General features: G+C 30.2%; 23 protein-coding genes. 6 read left to right on the top strand and 17 right to left on the bottom strand.

Translation table 11 applies throughout. From position 1 onward, the window contains the following. Nucleotides 1-272 precede the first annotated feature (272 nt). The 4 genes from A7L45_RS08045 to A7L45_RS08030 all read right to left on the bottom strand — a co-directional run bounded on the left by A7L45_RS08045 (nucleotide 273) and on the right by A7L45_RS08030 (nucleotide 2,717). A complete protein-coding gene (locus A7L45_RS08045) occupies nucleotides 273-644 on the bottom strand; it encodes a DUF2085 domain-containing protein (RefSeq protein ID WP_071612296.1) in 372 nt (123 codons plus the stop codon). 158 nt (nucleotides 645-802) lie between these two features. After that, the gene (locus tag A7L45_RS08040) at nucleotides 803-1,432 is read right to left on the bottom strand and encodes an EcsC family protein (protein ID WP_071612295.1); all 630 of its coding nucleotides are present in this window, start codon (nucleotides 1,430-1,432) and stop codon (nucleotides 803-805) included. A gap of 239 nt (nucleotides 1,433-1,671) precedes the next feature. Next, entirely contained in the window at nucleotides 1,672-2,247 is a 576-nt protein-coding gene (locus A7L45_RS08035; RefSeq protein ID WP_071612294.1) for a GGDEF domain-containing protein, read from the bottom strand. 176 nt (nucleotides 2,248-2,423) lie between these two features. Continuing rightward, nucleotides 2,424-2,717 carry a helix-turn-helix transcriptional regulator gene (locus A7L45_RS08030; RefSeq protein ID WP_071612293.1) on the bottom strand — a complete coding sequence of 98 codons (294 nt, stop codon included), beginning with the start codon at nucleotides 2,715-2,717 and terminating at the stop codon, nucleotides 2,424-2,426. A gap of 209 nt (nucleotides 2,718-2,926) precedes the next feature. Here A7L45_RS08030 and A7L45_RS08025 point away from each other — a divergent pair, with 209 nt between their 5' ends. From A7L45_RS08025 to A7L45_RS24210, 3 genes are all read left to right on the top strand, one after another. Continuing rightward, nucleotides 2,927-3,289 (top strand): DUF2651 family protein, encoded by a 363-nt coding sequence (locus tag A7L45_RS08025; RefSeq protein ID WP_071612292.1) that lies wholly within the window; start codon nucleotides 2,927-2,929, stop codon nucleotides 3,287-3,289. Between the two features lie 198 nt (nucleotides 3,290-3,487). Then, on the top strand, nucleotides 3,488-4,141 hold the full coding sequence (locus tag A7L45_RS08020) for an Rpn family recombination-promoting nuclease/putative transposase (RefSeq protein WP_308167631.1): 654 nt from the start codon (nucleotides 3,488-3,490) through the stop codon (nucleotides 4,139-4,141). A gap of 101 nt (nucleotides 4,142-4,242) precedes the next feature. Next, a complete protein-coding gene (locus A7L45_RS24210) occupies nucleotides 4,243-4,452 on the top strand; it encodes a hypothetical protein (RefSeq protein WP_308167632.1) in 210 nt (69 codons plus the stop codon). 149 nt (nucleotides 4,453-4,601) lie between these two features. Here A7L45_RS24210 and A7L45_RS08015 read toward each other — a convergent pair whose 3' ends face one another. The 5 genes from A7L45_RS08015 to A7L45_RS07995 form a co-directional block, all read right to left on the bottom strand. Further along, on the bottom strand, nucleotides 4,602-4,835 hold the full coding sequence (locus tag A7L45_RS08015) for a DUF2922 domain-containing protein (protein ID WP_071612291.1): 234 nt from the start codon (nucleotides 4,833-4,835) through the stop codon (nucleotides 4,602-4,604). 63 nt (nucleotides 4,836-4,898) lie between these two features. Next, on the bottom strand, nucleotides 4,899-5,126 hold the full coding sequence (locus A7L45_RS08010; protein ID WP_071612290.1) for a DUF1659 domain-containing protein: 228 nt from the start codon (nucleotides 5,124-5,126) through the stop codon (nucleotides 4,899-4,901). A gap of 82 nt (nucleotides 5,127-5,208) precedes the next feature. After that, a complete protein-coding gene (locus tag A7L45_RS08005; protein ID WP_071612289.1) occupies nucleotides 5,209-5,742 on the bottom strand; it encodes a sigma-70 family RNA polymerase sigma factor in 534 nt (177 codons plus the stop codon). A gap of 56 nt (nucleotides 5,743-5,798) precedes the next feature. After that, complete coding sequence (locus A7L45_RS08000; RefSeq protein WP_071612288.1) at nucleotides 5,799-6,848, bottom strand: DnaD domain-containing protein; 1,050 nt, start codon at nucleotides 6,846-6,848, stop codon at nucleotides 5,799-5,801. A 50-nt stretch (nucleotides 6,849-6,898) separates the two neighbouring features. After that, entirely contained in the window at nucleotides 6,899-7,147 is a 249-nt protein-coding gene (locus A7L45_RS07995) for a hypothetical protein (protein WP_071612287.1), read from the bottom strand. Nucleotides 7,148-7,346: 199 nt separating this feature from the next. Here A7L45_RS07995 and A7L45_RS07990 point away from each other — a divergent pair, with 199 nt between their 5' ends. Then, nucleotides 7,347-8,003 (top strand): hypothetical protein, encoded by a 657-nt coding sequence (locus A7L45_RS07990; RefSeq protein ID WP_071612286.1) that lies wholly within the window; start codon nucleotides 7,347-7,349, stop codon nucleotides 8,001-8,003. Between the two features lie 52 nt (nucleotides 8,004-8,055). On the opposite strand, the gene A7L45_RS07985 is transcribed toward A7L45_RS07990, so the two are convergent. From A7L45_RS07985 to iadA, 3 genes are all read right to left on the bottom strand, one after another. Next, nucleotides 8,056-8,247, bottom strand: a complete 192-nt coding sequence (locus A7L45_RS07985; protein ID WP_071612285.1) for a hypothetical protein — start codon at nucleotides 8,245-8,247, stop codon at nucleotides 8,056-8,058. A gap of 223 nt (nucleotides 8,248-8,470) precedes the next feature. Beyond that, the gene (locus A7L45_RS24165; RefSeq protein WP_071612284.1) at nucleotides 8,471-9,838 is read right to left on the bottom strand and encodes a tetratricopeptide repeat protein; all 1,368 of its coding nucleotides are present in this window, start codon (nucleotides 9,836-9,838) and stop codon (nucleotides 8,471-8,473) included. Nucleotides 9,839-10,100: 262 nt separating this feature from the next. Further along, a complete protein-coding gene (gene iadA / locus A7L45_RS07975; protein WP_071612283.1) occupies nucleotides 10,101-11,276 on the bottom strand; it encodes a beta-aspartyl-peptidase in 1,176 nt (391 codons plus the stop codon). A gap of 260 nt (nucleotides 11,277-11,536) precedes the next feature. Between iadA and A7L45_RS07970 the strand changes: the two genes are divergently transcribed. Both A7L45_RS07970 and A7L45_RS07965 read left to right on the top strand, forming a co-directional pair. Continuing rightward, a complete protein-coding gene (locus tag A7L45_RS07970) occupies nucleotides 11,537-11,935 on the top strand; it encodes a hypothetical protein (protein WP_071612282.1) in 399 nt (132 codons plus the stop codon). Between the two features lie 249 nt (nucleotides 11,936-12,184). Beyond that, nucleotides 12,185-12,610: a DUF2935 domain-containing protein gene (locus tag A7L45_RS07965; RefSeq protein ID WP_071612281.1), complete on the top strand. Its 426-nt coding sequence runs from the start codon at nucleotides 12,185-12,187 to the stop codon at nucleotides 12,608-12,610. Nucleotides 12,611-12,719: 109 nt separating this feature from the next. Here the strand turns inward: A7L45_RS07965 and A7L45_RS07960 are convergent, their stop codons facing one another. From A7L45_RS07960 to A7L45_RS07940, 5 genes are all read right to left on the bottom strand, one after another. Beyond that, nucleotides 12,720-13,799 carry a DUF871 domain-containing protein gene (locus tag A7L45_RS07960; RefSeq protein ID WP_071612280.1) on the bottom strand — a complete coding sequence of 360 codons (1,080 nt, stop codon included), beginning with the start codon at nucleotides 13,797-13,799 and terminating at the stop codon, nucleotides 12,720-12,722. A gap of 55 nt (nucleotides 13,800-13,854) precedes the next feature. Beyond that, nucleotides 13,855-15,216 (bottom strand): PTS transporter subunit EIIC, encoded by a 1,362-nt coding sequence (locus A7L45_RS07955; protein ID WP_071612279.1) that lies wholly within the window; start codon nucleotides 15,214-15,216, stop codon nucleotides 13,855-13,857. A gap of 12 nt (nucleotides 15,217-15,228) precedes the next feature. Then, a complete protein-coding gene (murQ, locus tag A7L45_RS07950) occupies nucleotides 15,229-16,134 on the bottom strand; it encodes an N-acetylmuramic acid 6-phosphate etherase (RefSeq protein ID WP_071612278.1) in 906 nt (301 codons plus the stop codon). 521 nt (nucleotides 16,135-16,655) lie between these two features. Further along, complete coding sequence (locus A7L45_RS07945) at nucleotides 16,656-17,999, bottom strand: C40 family peptidase (protein ID WP_071612277.1); 1,344 nt, start codon at nucleotides 17,997-17,999, stop codon at nucleotides 16,656-16,658. Nucleotides 18,000-18,382: 383 nt separating this feature from the next. Then, nucleotides 18,383-19,765: an HRDC domain-containing protein gene (locus A7L45_RS07940; protein WP_071612276.1), complete on the bottom strand. Its 1,383-nt coding sequence runs from the start codon at nucleotides 19,763-19,765 to the stop codon at nucleotides 18,383-18,385. Nucleotides 19,766-19,886 lie beyond the last annotated feature (121 nt).

Genomic DNA, 19,886 nt, shown 5'->3' with positions numbered 1-19,886 from the left:
CATAGGTTCGCCCCTCCTCAAGCTATCAATGAAAACCCACGATAAAATAATGTCGTGGGTTTTCACATGTTTACAAGTTCAGAGTTATTTAAGCTAAACTTTATTATAGATGTGTAAGTCTGCATCTTCACCTTTAACAGTGGTTTTTACACTCTTTGTGTGTAAACTAATATGTTATATTGTTAGAAAACTAACTCTTCGCTTTTGAACAAAAAAAATAAATACCCGCAATAAGAAAAATCACAACTAATACTCCCATCTATATTCCTCCTTTAATTATTTAAATCAAGCAATACACGGACTACAAATGCTAATGAAACACCACTGACTAAACCTGTAATGCATCTTCTAAAATTAGTGCTTTTTATCCCACAATAATTTTGGAGTGCTCCATCTATTATGGTAGGAGTACAACCTATCAAAGATATAATTAAAAATACGATAGAATATTGTATAGTAGTCATATATTCTATAATACCTAAAGTTAAATATGTAATAATAAGTCCTAGACTTAAGGAAAAGCATCTCCAACATATTGGAAAACAAAAATCATTAATATGGGGGGCTCGTTCTGATTTTTTGTTACAATATGGTTTTTTACCCCAACTTTTCCAAAGCGTATTAACATCTAGTTTACTAAACACAAGTCCCTTCATCTCCTAGTTAAAATTACATGAAATAAGTTATTATACTATTTAATAGTATAATAACATTGATTTGACAAGAACAAATTAGAGAAAGTTTTAAAGTTATCTAGTTTGTACTGATATTTGGTTTTGTATGCAAGTGATGAATGAAATTCTTAATTATTTGAAAAAACTTCCTTGGATATTTTTCCTATAACCCTAGTTGAAGCTAAATCAACTCCCCCCCCTATAATACCTCCAATAAAGGGAATCGCTTTGCTTAAATTTACTAACCCGCTTTGTCCAGCCTTTGTTATAAGTCTAAATCCTACTGCTTGATTAATTTTCTTTATTGTCTCAAAAGATATTTTTTTTATAGCTGATTGTGACAGTTTAGCACCTATTTTTATCCCAACATCTTTTCCAATCTCTACAGCGGCATTACCAGTTAAACACATATATACTAAGCTCTTTACTGTATCGTCATTTATATTATATCCACATATGTAAGCTATTGATGCTATCATCCTCATTTGAACGTATATTACACTAGATACGTTAGCTGGCACTGCAATTGGCAAGGTTATTATTCCCCCTAATCCTGTTATAAACCCTGATGTTGCACACTTTCCTACTTGCCAGCTTATTAGGTTATCACATGCCTTTACTACATCACCACCATTTTTAGCTAAATATGAATCTGCTAACTCCACTGCTGATGATGTTCCCGGCAACCCATTTAATGCCTTATCATAAGCCCAATCCAATACATTCATCATTTTATTGGTTTTTACTAATTCACTCATTTTATATCCCCCCCTAGTTGTCATATGTTTTACAATTAATCTTAAAATCACTTTTAATTTTTAACTTTTGTTAAAACATTAGTCTTCTTTTTTATCGTCCTTTTATATAATATCTTTAGTTTTTAAACATTATTTTTAAATTTCTTTTATAATTATACAAGTTTATAACATTTTATATTTTTTTCTCATACATCTTTTGATTAACATATGAATCCTTTAGTTTCATATATGCCTTTTTATTATCTCTTCCCTCTCTTATTAGCATACATCCCCTCATCTGCCATTCTTATTAACTCACTAGCTGATATTTTGCTGTTAAAGTTATATTGAGACAACCCACAGCTTAGACCTATCTTATAATTACTATTATACATTTCCTTAAGTTCATAAATATCCATGCATACTCTTGAACATATGGTCTTTGCCACCTGTAATGTTGTATCGGGAAAAATAATTATGAACTCGTCACCCCCTATCCTAAAAACAGTATCAGTTTTTCTAATATTTGCTCTAAGAATACTACCAACTTCTTCTAAGATTTTATCCCCTTCGATGTGCCCCACAACATCATTTACTTTTTTAAAATCATCAATATCAGCAAAACATATTATAAAGTTTTCTTCTTGCCGCGCTGACTCCAAAATAGTTTTCTCTAAAATCTCCAAACCAGCTATTCTGTTTAATACTCCAGTGACATCATCCATGCATGCATTATATTGCAATTTAATTTTTAAACTTTTAAATTCTTCGATAAGCTTTTCTTTTTCCTCTATTATTTCAATAAGCCTTTCTTTCCCAAGTTCTTTGTAGTTCATAATCTTTCGCCCCCCATATTGGTTATCTAATAATATAATTATATAATTAGCCAACTATTAAAATTACCCTTCCCCCCTATTTATTAAAAATAAACTTTTATTCTCTCAATTCTCCTAAAAGCGAGCAAAAAAGAGCCACATCAAATGATGTGACCCTTCATTATTTTTACCCTCGCCTATATACTATAAACCTTATTCATTTTCCTTATACTATCTATAATTTCTTCTCTAAACTCCACTGGTTCTATAACTTCTGCATCTGCACCAAAACCCATAATCCATAGCTTTATTCCATATGTACCATTACAAACAAACTCATAAACAAAATAATCTTCATTTTCATCAATTAGACTTCCCTCAATTAAACTCTTTTCATTTACTACCTTATAGCAGCGTTTATCAAATTTAACCTTTACTCTTGTTTCATCTCCACCATACATATACCAGGTCCTTTTAAGATAGTCATACACATTAAACTTAATACCTCTCTTTCCATCTTCCTCTAAAATATTTTAAAATAATTTACTTTTGACTTTTGTAATTCCTTTTGCACACATATGACCACATTCATGTATAATTGTGTAAATACTTGAATGATTATATTGTTTTACTATATAATTTAATAAGGACATAATAGTTAAATACTGTGCCCTAATAAACTTAAATAAGGGGAAGTATTATGAAAAATAAAAAAATTATTAATATCATATTAGGAATATTTATTATTTTATTTTCAGGTTTACTTATAGTCTTCATAATGGTAAAAGGTAGTAGTGATTTAGAAATGACTTTACTTGGGATGTATATATTAGGGTATCCAGTATTTACATTAATAGCCTCAATAGTCCTGCAATTACTAATTAAGAAAAAGGTAATTGTTTTAAGTATCATCTTTGTATGTTATTTAATTCCAACTTTAACCGCATTGGCATATTTTAATTCCTCTTGCTTACCATATTGTTTTATTTATACGCTTATTGGATTGATTGGGACATTTATTGCGGATTTCATTCTTAAACGCAGAAAAAAAATTATTACATAATATTTATTTAAATAAGGGAAGCTTTGACTTCCCTTAATACTGAAATTTATAGAGATATACTTTTGGTAGTTTTTTTGTTGTGAAAAATGTAGTTTCACGACAATATTTTACTGCTTCAAAAGTAGTGTAAAGGAAAATTTAATGTGATATAATAAAATTAATTAACGACATACAGAATTGCAAGGAAGTGAATAAATCTTGATAAAGAAACATGATTTTGATGCAGCGTGCAAGTCTATTTTAGAGGCATTCGAAGTTGAAGTAGTAGAATTACTTTTTCCGGAGATATTTGATAAAATATCTTGGGAATTAGGAACAGAATCCTTAGATAAGGAACTACTAGAAATACAGAAAGATATATTTGACAAGGATAGTAGTGAAAAGGTAATATCTGACAAAATAATAAAGGTAAGATTAAAAGATAAAGGAAGTAAGATCTTATTTATACATGTAGAAGTACAAAGTTATAGTAGTGGTTATAAAGTTTTTGGAGAAAGAATGTTCAGATATTTTTATAGAATATGGGATAAATTTAGATATAAAAATAACGATGAATCAGAAATAGTTGCTGCAGCAATATATACTTATAAAGGTGAGCAAGGAAAAGATAAACGATATGTTTATAAATTACCGGAGATAAAAAATGAAATACTAATATATAACTTTAGAACTATTGATGTAGAAAAAATAAAGCTTGAAAAAATTAATAACAACAATCCATTGAAATTAGTTTTTAAAATGGCAAAACGTTTACTAGAAACAGGTGCCCGCGATGAAGATATAATAAAGGCAAAGATAAAATTAGCAGAAGAATTAAAGGGTTACGATAAGTTAAGAATATTGACCAAATAAAAGCATTAGTAGATTTTTTAGAATATTTATTTTTAATTAAAGATCCAGCGATAGAAAAGCAATATGAAGAATATAAAAAAGAAAATGGAGGTGCATTTAAATTGAGTATAGACGAGATTAGAAGATTGCACTACAAGGAAGAAGGTAGGGAAGAAGGCAGAGAAGAAGGTAGGGAAGAAGGTGAAATTAAAAAAGCTATAGAAATAGCTAAGAAGCTTTTACGAAAAGGTGTATCTATCGATATAATTGTAGAGAGTACTGATTTAACAATAGAAGAAGTAGAAAATATTAAGAAAGAAGTAGTTAATTAGCTTATTTAATAGCAAGGCGAAGATGGAACATCAGATGCGTATTAAGAGTTAAAAATCATAAGACATGGAAAGACAAAAAAATCCGGTAATCATAATGTTTTTATGATTTACCGGATTTTTAGTGGATTTTGGAATTACATTACTGTTATTTAAGCAACTTTAATAGTATTTGTGTCAGTAGTAACTATTTTAGCATCTTTCTTGCCAGTTAAGTCACCACTAGTTGATAAAAAGATGTTTTTGGCGATAACTAAATCCATAAGGGCATTTACCTCAGCTTCTGTTATAGTAGGTCCCTTATCATCAGCTTTAATATCATCCACACTTAACGTAAAATACTTACCCTCAATAGTAGTTAAAAATCTCATAACTAATTTATTCATATAATTTTTCCTCCTTCAAATTGTTTAATTTTGGTTTTTAGATTTTAAGCTTCTTATTTAAACTTACTTTTCTGTAACTAGGCTATACTGATCTTGTCTATCGATCCCAACCAATGGATAAGTTTTGATCTTAGATATAGCTTGTCCTACTGCGAAAATATCCGCATCAACTGCATTAACTTTTACATTACCTAGGCTTTTTGTTGCAAATTCATCTTTGCCATTGATGTCTATACCTGTTTTCATTGTAAGTTTTAAAACACTTGATACCTTTGTTGATATAACTGCCATGTTTAATCACTCCTTTTTATTTTGTTTTCACTTAATATATATGATGTTTGTTTTATTTGTGCGGTTTTTTAAAAATATATATCTACATAATTGCCTTTAATTTTTCTAGAGCTTTTTTCTTAATCCTTGAATACTTATAATAACTTTTATCAGTGGTGCAAGCTATCTCTGTAAGAGAGTGTCCCATAATATAAAATCGCTCTAATATATAACGTTCAAAAGGTTCAAGGGTATTAAGAGCAACATATAATTTTTCAACCTCATTATAGGCTATCACTTCATCCTCTAAGGTAAATTCATAATGCTCCTCTGCATCAAAATCTACCATATTACTATTTGGGACTTCACGGAAATGTTTTATTTCTCCTTTTAAAAGTGCTTTAAAGTTCATTTTTATAGCATTAATGCAATACCCGTTAAAGCTATTGCTGCCTAGTTTATATAGGGCTATAGCTTTTATTACTGACAAATACCCGTGTTGAATTAGGTCTTCATTAGTATAGCCTGGAATATGATATTTTGATGATTCTTTGAATATAAGGTATTTAAACTTTCCAATTATAAGTTCTGTAGCTCCGTTGTCACCGTTTTTAGCCTTTTCAACTAGCTTTTCCATAATTAAAGCACCACCTTCTAATTTTTTATTTAACGTTTATTAAATATAATAATTTATTAATCTATCCCAAGTAATTGTTTTTCTAAAAGATCAAAATCATATGTTCTCTGTTCGTAGTCACAAAAGCTACCACTTTTCGCAGAGTGCGATCCACTATTAATGCTGCTACTACTGTTATTCCTATTCCATTGTTTCTGATAGGTAACAACCTCCTTAGCAGTTTTTATGCCTTCGCTTATCCAGCTATTGATAACACTCGAGATATATTTGATGTTTTTTGCATTATAATTAACGGCCTCTGTTATAGCCATAATTATGACTTCATCACTTACGTATTTTGTAAAACTCATTATTTTTTCATACACTAGTGGTGTGATAGCATGTATATTTTCTTCGAATATTTTAATTATACTTTTTATACCAACCGCCGTAGCAGCAGGATTTTCTGAGTTAGTTACTAACGATTCTTTAGTTGTCGCCTCTACTTCTTCTACTTCTTCTTTATTTATTATTCTTTGTTCTTTATTTATTACTCCTTCTTCTTTATTCTTTATTCTATTACTTGGCACATGCTTGGTAGCCCCTTCCAGGGGGATACTAAGGGGCTTAATAATTATGTTATTACTTTGTTCCTCTGAAGAATCTAAATGCATAGGGCTTAGATTGTTTTTATCAGTTGGCGTAACGTTTACAATAATATCTTTGAAAATGTTATCTACATCTAAAGACGCAACTTTACATATTTCATATAATATTTCAAGAAATGCTTTATTCTTGATTTTCAACAATTGTCGTTGGATGCCAACAACTGCATTTTTATTATCTGGAACATTATATTTTATCCAATTTAATATCATAATTTCATTTGTAGTTTCGTCGTATAGAATTTTTTTATAATCACAAAACTTTTTAAGCATCTCAGCCACAATCACTTTGTCATATCCCGTTTCTATTGAAATGAATTTGGGAGATATTTCGAATATTCCGCTCTGTGTTGATTTTGTATTTGTTAGAAGATATAAATAAAAAAACTTTTCTTCTGGAACTAGTTCAAGTACAAAACTATCACTCCAAAATTCCGTATAAATCTGTCTATATTTAGCCATTATTATTCCCCCTATGATTTTTAAAATTGATTTTTGTCTGTTTTTGTTTACTACACTTTCGCTATTTTATTAACTACAGTTAATGGTTTAGGTAAAAAAATATATTCTCTATAATCTAACTGATTATCTGTACACCACTTAATTATCCCATTAAAAAACTTAATCCCTGGAGTATTATTCTTAGCAAGAACTCTATACACATGTGCTACATCTACTCCTATAGCCCTAGAAAGCTTTGTATAACTACTATTAAATCGTTCATCCATTAAATTTTTTAATGCAAATTTATTTAATCCCATATAAATCTTCCCCTCCTAATTTAATTGTATTTTTTATATTTAATTTCATTGTTTACAATTAATTACATTATCTGTAATTAATATATCACGGGCAGCATATATTTACAATACTATTTTTACAATAATTATATTATTTTCCATTTTATATTGACTATAAACAATGAAAAATGATATAATATTTAACGAAGGAGGTGATTAAATGACTGACTACAGCAATTTTGATCTAGTTACATTTGCTATATTATTAGAAAAAGCTAAAGGTGATCGCTCAATTAACCAATATGCAAATACAATAAATATAAGTGCAGCTCATATCTCAAGATTACTTCGAAAGTTAGTAAAATCACCTCCGTCGCCGGATACAATTAGTAAATTTGCTAGTGGTGCATGCAACGGAGTTACATATAATGATTTAATGCTAGCCGCTGGACACATAGATGCTAAAACAGAAGGGATCTCTACAGAAAAAAAACAGACCCAAACTGTAGAAAAAGAAAAGAATTTTTTCAAGGTTATTCTATCCGATTTATATACCCGTGATTTTGAATGGAGTTTAAATAAAACCATTAATGGACCTGCCAATTTAATGCTTGAAATTACTAACTGGGAGTATTCTAACTGGTATATTCAAATCAAACCTCATGTTACCTCTCAAACAATTTATAATATTTATGGCCAAATAGCTTGTATTGATCTTACACCAGATACGAAAATATCTGTAGCTGTTGGGAGTGAAAATGAATTTGACCTTTTCTTTAGTAAACCACCTAAATCTTTAAGAGCAAATCTTTATATAATGCTAATAGATTTAAACAATGGAAACATATCGAAGGAGAAAAAGCTATGCCAGTATTAACTAGTCATAGCTTCTTATCTAGAATCATCTCGCAATTCTCTATTTTATCATCTTAAAATCCTGAAACTAAACTATGCCACTCATCTATAATGACTATATCCTCTATATCATTCACCGATATTTCCCTATTAGTTTTATTTCTGCATATTATCTTATGGAGTTCAGCATCATAATTTCCTTGTCTATCTTTAGTTATTTTAGATAAATACACATTATCAAAAGATACAACTACCCTTTTTCCCATTAAGTTATTATGTGATGTGACAATTTGCTCCTTTAACCCATCAATGAACCCCTCGTAATTGTTTTGTGTATATTCCACGTAAGAGCTTGCCTTATCTCTTTTAATAAACTTAGACTTAACGACAAAAAAGCTACTGAAATATATAAAAATATATACTTCAATAGTTCCTATACCTTGCTATCACTAAGCCTTGGTTACTTTATCTATACTCTGATAAAAGTCATTATTTCCCACAGCATTTCTTATATTTCTTACCACTTCCACAAGGACAAAGATCATTTCTACCAACTTTAGATTCCTCTCGTACTATAGGTTCCTGTGGCTCATAATCTTTCAAGCTCTCTTCGTTTTCTTCATTATCATCTTCATCAAAAAATTTGTTTATTATATGTTTATAATTACCCAAGTGTTTTTTATACTCCACTTGCATCTTTTTTCTTTCAATGTTATTTGTTAACTTATTAAAGAACTCTACCTTCAAAGCGTATAAATGAGGATAATCCTTTTCTAGTTTTTTAATAGAAGATTTATAGATATCATAATTATATAATACGGTATACTCCTGAAAATAATTCATTGCTTCTTTTTCTTCTTCATCGTGCATTCCTAATTCATTATTTGGAAGTACATTGAAAGAAATAAGAGACACAACCTCATGGTTTATTTTTTTATTTGCTTCCAGTTTATGAAAATCATCTATATATATCATATAGTTTTCAATTTCATTTTTAATCCGTAATACATCTTCATCTTCTGGTAAAATCTTTGCTGCCTTCTCTATTATCTTTTTAGCATCTTCCATTTTTTCCATTTGCATTAAATAAGATGCTAGTTCAGATAATGTTGAGGTTATATTCTCTTTTATTTCATCATTATTTATTGCAAGCTCTGCCAACTTATCTATAGGTTTATGTATTGAGGAAAACATTTCAAAGTTCATATCAATAGTTATTAGCTCCAGATATATTGTTGTGTTATCCTTTATATCAGTGACTACCTCTAAGGCCTTTTCTAAAACATTTCTAGCATTAAAATATTCATTACTTTCTACATAAGCTTCACTTAAGCCAAGCCACAAGGAAATATTGTCACTATCAAGTTCTATTGCCTTATTGTAGGCTAAAATAGCCTTTTTATGCCAACCTCTGTTTAAATAAGCATTAGCTAGATATCCTGCAAATGCTGAGTTTTCCGGTTCCTCCAAAGTTAATTCTTCATATACTGTCAAAGCTTTACCACTGTTACTATTTTTTAAATAGACTTCTGCTAGCAATACTTTTACTATTAGAGATTTCGAATCTTCTTTCTGCATCTTTTGAAGAATTTTAATTGCTTTGTTTAATTCTTCTTCTTCCATATAGGTTCTTGCTAAGCTATAATTTTCTTTCACATCAGAATCTAAATTATTTATTGAATCATACTGCTTTCTAGTTTTTTCATTACTTAAAATTTCATAAGCTTTTCTAATATTCATAAATTCTACTTCAAATCTATCCGGCGGATATTTTCTCACGCTCTTAAAGTAAGCCTTTTTTATATCTTCGTTTGAAGCCAGCGCGGTTAGTTCTAATATTTCATAATAATCTTTCATTTATATCACCTTTTCTCTCTATTCTTTAGTATATTTTAAATATCTATCTAAAGTTATCCACATTTTCTATTTTAGCATTTCATACTCATCTAAAATATCTTACCAAGTATACCATAATTACATAACAAACATAATTAATAATATTTAAGCCTATCAAAATATGTTATACTCTATGTGAAAATATAGAAAATAAAAGAAGGTTATAACTATGTTTGATTTAGAAACTATTCAAAACAATGTACCATCATTTTTATTCCTTAATCTATTTTTCAAATGTTCCTTTAACTAATACCTGTCCCTTAGACACCAATTCTACCCCTTTAGCAAATACAGTTTCTATACTTAGGTCATTTTTGTTAACTAATACAAGGTCAGCATCCCTACCTTCCTGCACAACTCCTTTATTATATAGTTTTAAATTAGTTGCTACATTTGAAGTAATTACTTTTAGTGCAACTTCAAGGTCTACACCGTCCTTTAGAACTGCATCTCTAACCTCTATATACAAAGACTTAGTAGATCCAATTCCGAGTCCTATAAGTTCTCTCTTTTTATTAAAAATAGGCATACTTCCTTGCCCATCAGAAGTAAACTGAATTTGTTCTACTGGTATTCCTCTTTCTAATGCCATCTTAAGAGCTCTGCTTGCCTTAACTTCATCTTCCTCTAGATGGTCTGGATCAGAGCTAGTAGTCATATCAATAATTCCACCCAATTTGGCAAATTCTATTCCTGCATCAAACAAATTAATACTTCTATTAATATGAGTTGGTATAACCTGTTTAATTGGTATTTCAGTTTCCTTGACCATTTTTACTAAATATTGTAACCTTCGTTCTCCATACCCAAGATGTACATTCACAATTCCGGCTTTACCTGAGAGCAGCCCACCTAATCTAGCCTCTGCTACTACCTTAATAAAATCCTCATAAGTCGGTTGTGATGACCTGTGGTCTGAAATAGCTATCTCCCCTACTCCGATAATCTTATCTATAAGCATAATGTCAGATCTACAACTATTAGTAATTGTATTTACAGGTATTTGATAGGATCCTGAGTAAATATAGGTGCTAATGCCTTCCTCGTCTAATGCTCTTGCCTTAGCAAGAAGTCCATTCATATCTCTACATACCCCATCAGTGCCTAAGCAACCTACCACGGTTGTAATTCCACCAGCTATAATATCAGAAAGTTGAATTTCAGGAGTTCTAGTCTTAAAACCGCCTTCACCTCCACCTCCTGTAATATGCACATGGGCATCAATAAAACCTGGAAATACTAGTTTACCTTCTGCATCAATTACTCTTACCTTCGCAAAATCTTGTGGTACGGACACACTCTTAGCAATAGCTTCAATTTTACCTCCAGCAATAACTATATCCATTTTTCCTATGTATTCAGGTGCATAAACCTCACCGTTTTTAATTATTATAATCATAAACTCTCTCCTCCAGTTTTATGTATAAAATCGGATATTATAAATGTAATAAAAAGTAACAATTATAACATTTCTACCATACTAAATATTATTATTTCCCTTTTTTGTTTTTTTTATGAATCTTTTCGTTCTCATAGCTGAGTAACTTATACTGATAAATAAATTATAAAACACTAATTAAATCAGTTTAACCTCTTACTGTAACCCATCTTTAAATAGTACATATTATATTAGGATAGTAAAATTAATGGAGGTTTCCAATGTTTTATAGAGAAATGAAATACGATAAGAATATGGAAAATCAAGATATGCCAGACCAGCTTCAAATGTCTAATGAAGATCAAACTCAACCCAACCAATCTCAATTAGAGCCAAAATGGGATTATCCAATGATGAATGAAATCTACACTCCAGTAACATATGACCCGCAAATTCCTCATCAGCAAAATCAACCAGAACAAGTGCCTGATCAAACTATGGAAAGAGATGCATACAACTTTAATCCATATAATGAAGGTAATGACTATAATCATATGAACGCTTATCAACAGGGTTTTAATGAAGGGTTTAATCAAGGTTATCAACATCAAAATTATAACCCTTATTATAACCAGAATCAGTATTCATTTTTCCCATTCTTACCTTTATTTTTTATATAAAAAAGGCTTCTATTTAAAGACTCTTAGAAAGAAGGTGTTTGTGCTTGCACTGGTCCCTATAAGGTATACAGTAGAGATAATAGAAACTACTAAAGCGGCTTTAACCCTAGATATCAAAGGGATAAAGCCGCTCTTATACTATATAGTAATGATACAAATTTAAAATAATTCATTAAAGACAAATTAAGGTGCACCATTATAAATAATATACATATTATATATTGTATACTATTTATCAGGAGGGAAGTCATGTATTGCCATACTCATATTAATCAGTTCTCTTGTGTTTTTAATGAACTCCAATTGTGGAGTCATATTTCAAGTGATCATCCAAATTTTCTTAAGAACGTAGCTAACCTTTCTAAAATAAATCTACCTAAAGTTGCAGAGGATCAGCTCGATGATATTCACAAAATGTTTTTAGGACTATATAATAACATAATATATTTAAAGAAAGTTGTAGTAAGTAATCCTAAGTTGTATAACACTCATATTTTAGCTGTTAAAAAAGTTATAGATGAATTTTTACTTCATGATACTCATGCTCTATCCTTTTATCCTCAATTGCTGGCTTTTGGAAAGGAAAATGATGCTTGGCAAGAATTAGTTAAGCATATTATTAATGAGCAGAATTTTATGTTTGAATTATTTACAGATTTAAAACAACAAATATGATAAATAAGCCGTAATCTAGATATGTTTTAAGGGATTTCTATTTCTAGAAATCCCTTATACTACTAATAAAATTCTACAGCAAATTTACTTTATTCTATCCTATTAAATTTTAGTTATTTATTATATTAAAGTGAAATTTTTTTCCACCCTTTATATATTTTAATAGATAAATATTCTTTTTTAAAACAGATGCTACGACATTTGTCCTATAATCGCCTTTTTGATCCACTTTTAATATTTGTAATTCACCCATATATCTTTTGTAATTATAGTTATCTATAGTAATATCTCCATACTTTTTATCAATTGTATTTAATGGCTTTATTTTGTCTTCATTAAGAAGTAATCTGCTTTCGCTAGCTCTTATGACATCCCGAGCCTCATCTTGCCTTTGGGTATAAGTTTCACTTAATAATCTTAAAGTTATATTATCTTTTTCTTTTAATTCAATAAAAAGCTCTACTACATCAGAGCTTAATCCAGATAAATCTTCTAACTCCGCCTTACTAGGAAGTGAATCTCCTATAAATACAGATTGATTTCCAAGGGCAAACAGATGATTTGCAGCTTCCCGTACCTGGAGTCCTCTATGATCCTCGAGTGTTGGTAATCCATCAAATAGCGGACCTCTCCTTTTATTATTAGATTGTACAAAAGCTGAAACCATAATTCTCCTTTTACTTAATATAGCATTTTTCTCTTTCATACATTCTTCTGAAATACCTGTCCCCACTCTAGGATAAAAATTATGCAGTGCATCAACATTTTTATAGTTAGGTAAATATATATCTAATTTTTCGAAAAATTCTTCAGTTACTGTTGATGCATTTAACTGAATTTTAATTCCATAAGGGTTATTAGTCATCTTAGATATTTCTTCTTCACTATACCCAAAATCTATTCTTATAGTCTTAACCCCCATATCGCTAAGTCCACTCAAATCCATATCATGCAAATCTAAAAGTTTAAAAGTATTAGGAGATATATCACTTATTATATCCATATCATATTCTTTAGCTAACTTGAAAAACTCTTGTGCCTCAGTCTTTAAAATACTATAATCTGCCTCCGGTATCTGAAATGAGGTAAATATTCTAATGAATTTAAGCTTATGAGCCTCCTTTAGTAATCTTATATTCTCCTGATTTGTATTATCTAGCCCAAAATAAATTGAAATACCGTAACTCATAAAAACCTCTCCTTAAAATTATCAAAAGAGACCCATGAAGGTCTCTTCTAAATTATTAATCCACCGGATCTTCAAAACCCAATATACTAGTAAAGAAATATCCACCTATATACGATACCACTACACCTATTAAGAATAATCCAATCTTCCCATTTGCAATTAATAATGCGAGTGGGAGTCCCGATACGCCTATTGCAACGGCTCCAACCTTAAACATTGCCATAACCGCTCCGCCTGCTCCTGCTCCAAGGCAAGCTCCAAGAAATGGCTTTCCAAGTGGTAATGTTACCCCATATATTAATGGTTCCCCTATTCCTAAAAATCCTGGTACTAATCCATTCCTAGCTACTTTCTTAAGTCTCTCATTCTTTGTTTTTCTTAATACTGCTATAGTAGCCCCTACCTGCGACATTCCAGCTGTTGCGAGTACTGGAAGTAATACTGTAAATCCTACATTAGCTATTAAATCTGCATGTATTGGAGTTAATGCTTGATGCATTCCTGTCATAACTAGTGGTAAGAATAACGCTCCTGATATCCCTCCCGAAATAACTGAAACAACCATATTATTTGACGCTATTGTTTTTGCTACAACTATTCCTATACTATAAGAAATAAACCCTCCAATTGGTTGAAGTATGCATAATGCCGCTAAAACTGAAATCGTTAGTGTAAGAAGTGGTGTAACGAATAAATCTAATACATCTGGTACAAATTTTCTACAAGTCCTTTCAATAAAACAAGCTAAAACTACTACTATTATTACTGAAATAATTCCTCCACGTCCTGGGGTTAATGCTTTGCCAAAAAGAGTTATCTTTGCAAGTTCTGCTGATGATAGAATACCACCTAACACTCCGCCCATCATTGGCATTTGTGAACCAAATTCCTTAGCTGTATTTACACCAACTAAAATTGATAATATTGAGAATACACCATTACCTATAAGTCCTATTATTTTAGCTGCAGTTGTAGTTTTATATTCAACTCCAAAATAAACCCCTGCTATATTATTCACCGCAAGAATCAGTCCGCATGCTACAAATAACGGTATCAATGGAATAAAAATACTTCCCAATCTCTTAAGCATATTCTTAAATTTAGTATTATTCTTTTGTTTTAATCTCCCCTTAGTTTCAGCTACTGCATCTTCACCTAAAAGTACACTTTTTTCAATTATTTTCTTTACTTCCTCAGTTATCTTATTTACCTTACCCGGACCATAAATAACTTGTAACTCCCCATCAGTCTCAACTATCCCAAGAACTCCTTCTGATTTTTTTATTTCTCCTATTCTTGCCTTTAAAGAATCTTTAAGTTTAAGCCTACAACGTGTCATACAATTTATAACAGATATTATATTACTTTTGCCCCCAACTAAGTCAACTAAATTTTTAGCTATATCTCTATTTGTCATAATAATTTCCCCCTAATTATTTTTTAACGCTTTTGCTATATATCCTTTATTTAAATCTAATCTGATTTTTGCCTGTTCTTTATTAAGTTTTGATAATATCATAAATATTGCAAGCTTTACATCAAAATCCGTTATGCTTAATACTTCCGTTGCTTCTTCAATATCTATGCCTGTTGCCTCGCATACTATCAATTTAGCCCTCTGTGTTAATTTTTCATTAGTTGATTTTACATCTACCATAAGATTACCATATACTTTGCCTAGCTTTATCATAGCTCCTGTTGATAACATGTTTAATACCAGCTTTTGAGCCGTTCCTGACTTAAGTCTTGTGGAACCTGTTACAACTTCTGCTCCAACTACTGGTGCTATTGATATTTTTGCTACCGCAGAAACTGGCGAATTAGCATTACAAGTAACTGAAATGGTTAATGCTCCTATTTCATTTGCATACTCAAGTCCCCCTATTACATATGGCGTTCTGCCTGATGCTGCAATTCCTACTACGGTATCATTCTGGGTTAGTCCTTTACTTTTTAAATCTGATTCTGCGAACTGCTTAGAATCTTCAGCTCCTTCTATTGCTCTAAAGATTGCTTCCTTTCCTCCGGCTATAATCCCTTGTACCAGTTCTTCTGGTATCCCAAAGGTAGGTGGACATTCCGATGCATCTAAAATACCAAGTCTTCCTGACGTTCCTGCCCCTATGTAAATTAACCTCCCACCTTTATGCATTCTTTGGGCTATGCTATCTATGGCTATTGCTATTTTAGGAAGTTCCTTTTCCACAGCCCCTGCTACCTTTTTATCTTCATTATTTATTATTTTCACCATTTCTAAAGTTGAAACCGTATCTATGTTCATGGTATTTTCATTTCTACTTTCTGTGATTAGTTTTTTTAATTTTAAATTATCCATATTATCTCCTATATTTATCGACATTTCCCTTTTATAACCTTATATTAACATTTTTGGAATTAAGCTTCAAGTTATTTTGTAAAATATTTTATTTTATTCCATTATTAAGAATAATCAACAGCAAAAAACAAGAAAAATACACAATATAATTTGTGTATTTCTCTTATTCGAACATTCTTTTTGCTCTCTTGTGCAAATAGTTCTACTATTTTACTTGTTATGTATTTATGAATATATGTTTTAAGGGATCCCCAGTTTAGTTTGGAAATCCCTTTTACTATTTTTTTATTGTCAGTTTTCCGTTATGTTGCCCTAGTTGGCAAAAAGTTTAATTAAAAATAATTTAAAATTATCTACTACTAACTTTAGTATAAATTTCAATCCCATCCCTATCAATTTGTTTTTTTATAGTTATATATATTTATTATATTACCATATATAATAACATTTAAAACTAAAATCCTCAAAAATAAGGCTATATAGGCTTTTGCGTTACTGTTTTATCTATTTTATCTTAATTTTTAAAATATTCTTCTTCCTGTTACAAACGACGTTCTCCAATAACCACTTAGGTTTTCTATATGTACAAGTGTACCACTTTTTTGAGATTCTATAAATTTGTTATTTCCAACATATATTCCTACATGCGCATTACCTATAAAAAAAACTAAGTCTCCTACTTCGAGATTATTTATGCTAACAGCACTACCTTCTCCTACTTGCTGATAAGTTGTTCTAGGTAAATTAACACCGATACTCTTATAAATATACTGTACAAGCCCTGAACAATCAAAACCACTAGTTGTTGTACCACCCCATATATAAGGTATTCCAATTAATTTATTTGCATTTGCTATGATAGATTTTTTTTGAGAAGCTGTACTTACTACTGGTGTTGTAACTTTTGAAGTAATTACGTATGATTTGTCAATGTATCCCCAGGTGTTATTATATTTGATTTTATAATAACCATTTTGAGTTCCATATAAATTTATATTATTTGTTGGATTAATCATACCAATAATATTATTCCCTGTAGCTGGTGTTTTACGTACATTTAAGCACCATACCTTAGTACTGCCTACCCCTGTTTTGGTTGTACTAGATACCACCGGTATTGTAACAACTGCTGGAGTTGCAGACGTAGTTACGTATGATTTGGCAATGTATCCCCACGTGTTATTATATTTAATTTTATAATAACCATTTTGGGTTCCATATAAACTTATATTATTAGTTGGATTAATTGAACCAATAATATTATTCCCTGTAGCTGCTGTTTTACGTACATTTAAATACCATACTTTTGTACTGCCTACCCCAGTTTTGGTTGTACTAGCTAATGTACTAGATGCCACCGGTATTTTAACCACTGCTGAAGTTGCAGACGTACTTACGTATGATTTGGCAATGTATCCCCATGTGTTATTATATTTAATTTTATAATAACCATTTTGAGTTCCATATAAACTTATATTATTGCTTGGATTAATTGAACCAATAATATTATTCCCTGTAGTCGCTGTTTTACGTACGTTTAAATACCATACTTTAGTACTGCCTACCCCTATTTGGGTTGTACTAGCTACTTTAATTGGTACCACCTTAGTAGCTTGTACTAGTTTTACATATGAGCTATCTACATAGCCAGTTTTCCCTTTATAGGTTACTTTATAAAAATTACCACTTTTACCCAAAGTGCTTATCTTCGTATTTATGGGGATAAAAGATAAAATTGAGGATGAAAGTGATGGTTTCTGTCTCAAGTTTAATGAACTTGCATTTATTACACCACTATCAGCAAATACACTATGAGAACTTGCTAGAGTCAATAAAATTGTTGCTAACGCTAATCTTTTTTTCATTATTTGCCTCCAAAATTCATTTTAAATATATGTTTGTGCATACCTATATTCATTTTGCTATTACTTTCTATATCGTCAAATTTTCCAATAACTTTATATATATGCATAACTTTCAAGTGATTTTAAAGGCCTTACTGAACTATTAAATTCAATAAGGCATAACCTTTTTCTTAACTTCTATAGCACTTATTTTATCCCACTAGTTTAATTATCTTAATTCAGTAAAAATTAATATTCATTTCAATTCCTACTATACTAGGAAGTAACCCTACAGTTCTAGATACCGCACTTGTTTCATTCATTGACCTAGATATTTTAGATTTATTTCAAGTTGCTCTTTATTTTTTAAGGAACCTACAATAACTGTGGCAAAGTAGAAACTTCTATTTAAATATATTAACAATTCCATCAGCATATTTTTCAACTTTTATTTCACCAAACCCACTTACATGAGAAAGTTGATCTTTGGTTATAGGTTTAGCATTCAATACTTCTTCCATTTGTTGATTACTAAATACAAGATAAGGTCTTATACTTTCTTTCGCTGAAATTTCAGATCTGAATTGTTTTAATTTATTTCTTAATTCATCTTCCTTATTTTCAATAATTGGGGCACTTTTCATTTCTTTAATTAAATGTGGGTCATTATCAATTTTTTTTCTTGTAATCTTTAAAATATCATTACCATATTTATTAATCTTCAACTGAGCTAACCCTCTAACTTGAAACAACTGCTCAATAGTTTGTGGTTTGATTTCTACTATATTACCTATTGTACTTGCAGAAAATACACAATGATATTGAAAGCCCTTATAACCCTCTTCTTTAGCCTTTTGATTCCTATATACTTTTAAATCTTCTGTCATCTGTTTATCACTTTCACTTAATTCAGGAACAATATCTATTTTCTGAACTATTAATTCTTCTGGCAGCCTAACTTTGCTATCCAAGATTTTTAGCTCTTTCTTAATATTTTCTTTAGTTGAGTTGGACTCTGCAATAAAATCTTTTTCTAATAAGCCAAACTTACCTTGATAATCAATATTTATAGGTGTGTGCTTTTCTTTTAAATAATTAGCAATTTTAAATGCAGTCGCTTCTTTTAAAACAGTATAAGGTAAGTCATTATTTAGGGTCAAAAAATAATCAGATAATTTCTCGGCTCTAATTATTTGATTTTGTATTTCTTTTGAGGCATACGTTTTCCTTATAATTGCTGCTGGATTGGCCATTACAACAATTGATTTTACTGGTACCTTATCAGCATCAAAAACATCCTTAAGAATTTTTTTAATTAAATTAACATGCTTCTTGTTCTGCTCAATTGGGCTATACATACCAGTTTTATTTTCATAACCGCTCTTACTTTTGTATGCTCTAATAAATTCTCCATCTTTATTTATATTTACATCACCAAGAAGCTGCTTTGTTTCCATTACACAAATATACTTTTTTGTTATTACCAAGTAATCAATTTGAACAACTAAATCATCATATTCAATTCTTATATCATGTAAATACAAAAAAGGAAATGTACAATTTCTAAGTTCGAAATCGACGGTGCTTTCACCTTTCAACCCCATCTTAATTGCAATTATCTCTTTATTTACTAATTGTCTTTTGTTATTACTATTTAATCTTAATAACAATTCATTTAATACTTTTAAATTACCATTTTCCGTTGAAAACTCTTTAATAGCTGTTGGCTTTGAAATTGTTTTAAATTGTGAGCTTTCAATATTGAATAAATCCGAAAGAAATCCCATGTTACCCCCCTCATACTTTTGTCAATTCTTTAACCTTTTTATTATAAATACTAGAGACACTATTAAATTAATACATCTAAAATATCATATAATCATATTTCTACAAGAACCTACTATTATC

Source organism: Clostridium estertheticum subsp. estertheticum, from assembly GCF_001877035.1.
Taxonomy (GTDB): Bacteria; Bacillota; Clostridia; order Clostridiales; family Clostridiaceae; genus Clostridium_AD; species Clostridium_AD estertheticum.
The sequence above is the reverse complement of the archived record's forward strand: the minus strand, read 5'-3'. Positions and strand labels throughout refer to the sequence as shown.

Excerpts from the sequence above, each read along its gene's own strand:
- A7L45_RS08040 (WP_071612295.1), bottom strand. The coding sequence starts at position 1,432 with ATGAGTGAATTAGTAAAAACCAATAAAATGATGAATGTATTGGATTGG.
- A7L45_RS08035 (WP_071612294.1), bottom strand. The coding sequence starts at position 2,247 with ATGAACTACAAAGAACTTGGGAAAGAAAGGCTTATTGAAATAATAGAG.
- A7L45_RS08025 (WP_071612292.1), top strand. The coding sequence starts at position 2,927 with ATGAAAAATAAAAAAATTATTAATATCATATTAGGAATATTTATTATT.
- A7L45_RS08015 (WP_071612291.1), bottom strand. The coding sequence starts at position 4,835 with ATGAATAAATTAGTTATGAGATTTTTAACTACTATTGAGGGTAAGTAT.
- A7L45_RS08010 (WP_071612290.1), bottom strand. The coding sequence starts at position 5,126 with ATGGCAGTTATATCAACAAAGGTATCAAGTGTTTTAAAACTTACAATG.
- A7L45_RS08005 (WP_071612289.1), bottom strand. The coding sequence starts at position 5,742 with ATGGAAAAGCTAGTTGAAAAGGCTAAAAACGGTGACAACGGAGCTACA.
- A7L45_RS08000 (WP_071612288.1), bottom strand. The coding sequence starts at position 6,848 with ATGGCTAAATATAGACAGATTTATACGGAATTTTGGAGTGATAGTTTT.
- A7L45_RS07995 (WP_071612287.1), bottom strand. The coding sequence starts at position 7,147 with ATGGGATTAAATAAATTTGCATTAAAAAATTTAATGGATGAACGATTT.
- A7L45_RS07990 (WP_071612286.1), top strand. The coding sequence starts at position 7,347 with ATGACTGACTACAGCAATTTTGATCTAGTTACATTTGCTATATTATTA.
- A7L45_RS07985 (WP_071612285.1), bottom strand. The coding sequence starts at position 8,247 with ATGGGAAAAAGGGTAGTTGTATCTTTTGATAATGTGTATTTATCTAAA.
- A7L45_RS24165 (WP_071612284.1), bottom strand. The coding sequence starts at position 9,838 with ATGAAAGATTATTATGAAATATTAGAACTAACCGCGCTGGCTTCAAAC.
- iadA (WP_071612283.1), bottom strand. The coding sequence starts at position 11,276 with ATGATTATAATAATTAAAAACGGTGAGGTTTATGCACCTGAATACATA.
- A7L45_RS07970 (WP_071612282.1), top strand. The coding sequence starts at position 11,537 with ATGTTTTATAGAGAAATGAAATACGATAAGAATATGGAAAATCAAGAT.
- A7L45_RS07965 (WP_071612281.1), top strand. The coding sequence starts at position 12,185 with ATGTATTGCCATACTCATATTAATCAGTTCTCTTGTGTTTTTAATGAA.
- A7L45_RS07960 (WP_071612280.1), bottom strand. The coding sequence starts at position 13,799 with ATGAGTTACGGTATTTCAATTTATTTTGGGCTAGATAATACAAATCAG.
- A7L45_RS07955 (WP_071612279.1), bottom strand. The coding sequence starts at position 15,216 with ATGACAAATAGAGATATAGCTAAAAATTTAGTTGACTTAGTTGGGGGC.
- murQ (WP_071612278.1), bottom strand. The coding sequence starts at position 16,134 with ATGGATAATTTAAAATTAAAAAAACTAATCACAGAAAGTAGAAATGAA.
- A7L45_RS07945 (WP_071612277.1), bottom strand. The coding sequence starts at position 17,999 with ATGAAAAAAAGATTAGCGTTAGCAACAATTTTATTGACTCTAGCAAGT.
- A7L45_RS07940 (WP_071612276.1), bottom strand. The coding sequence starts at position 19,765 with ATGGGATTTCTTTCGGATTTATTCAATATTGAAAGCTCACAATTTAAA.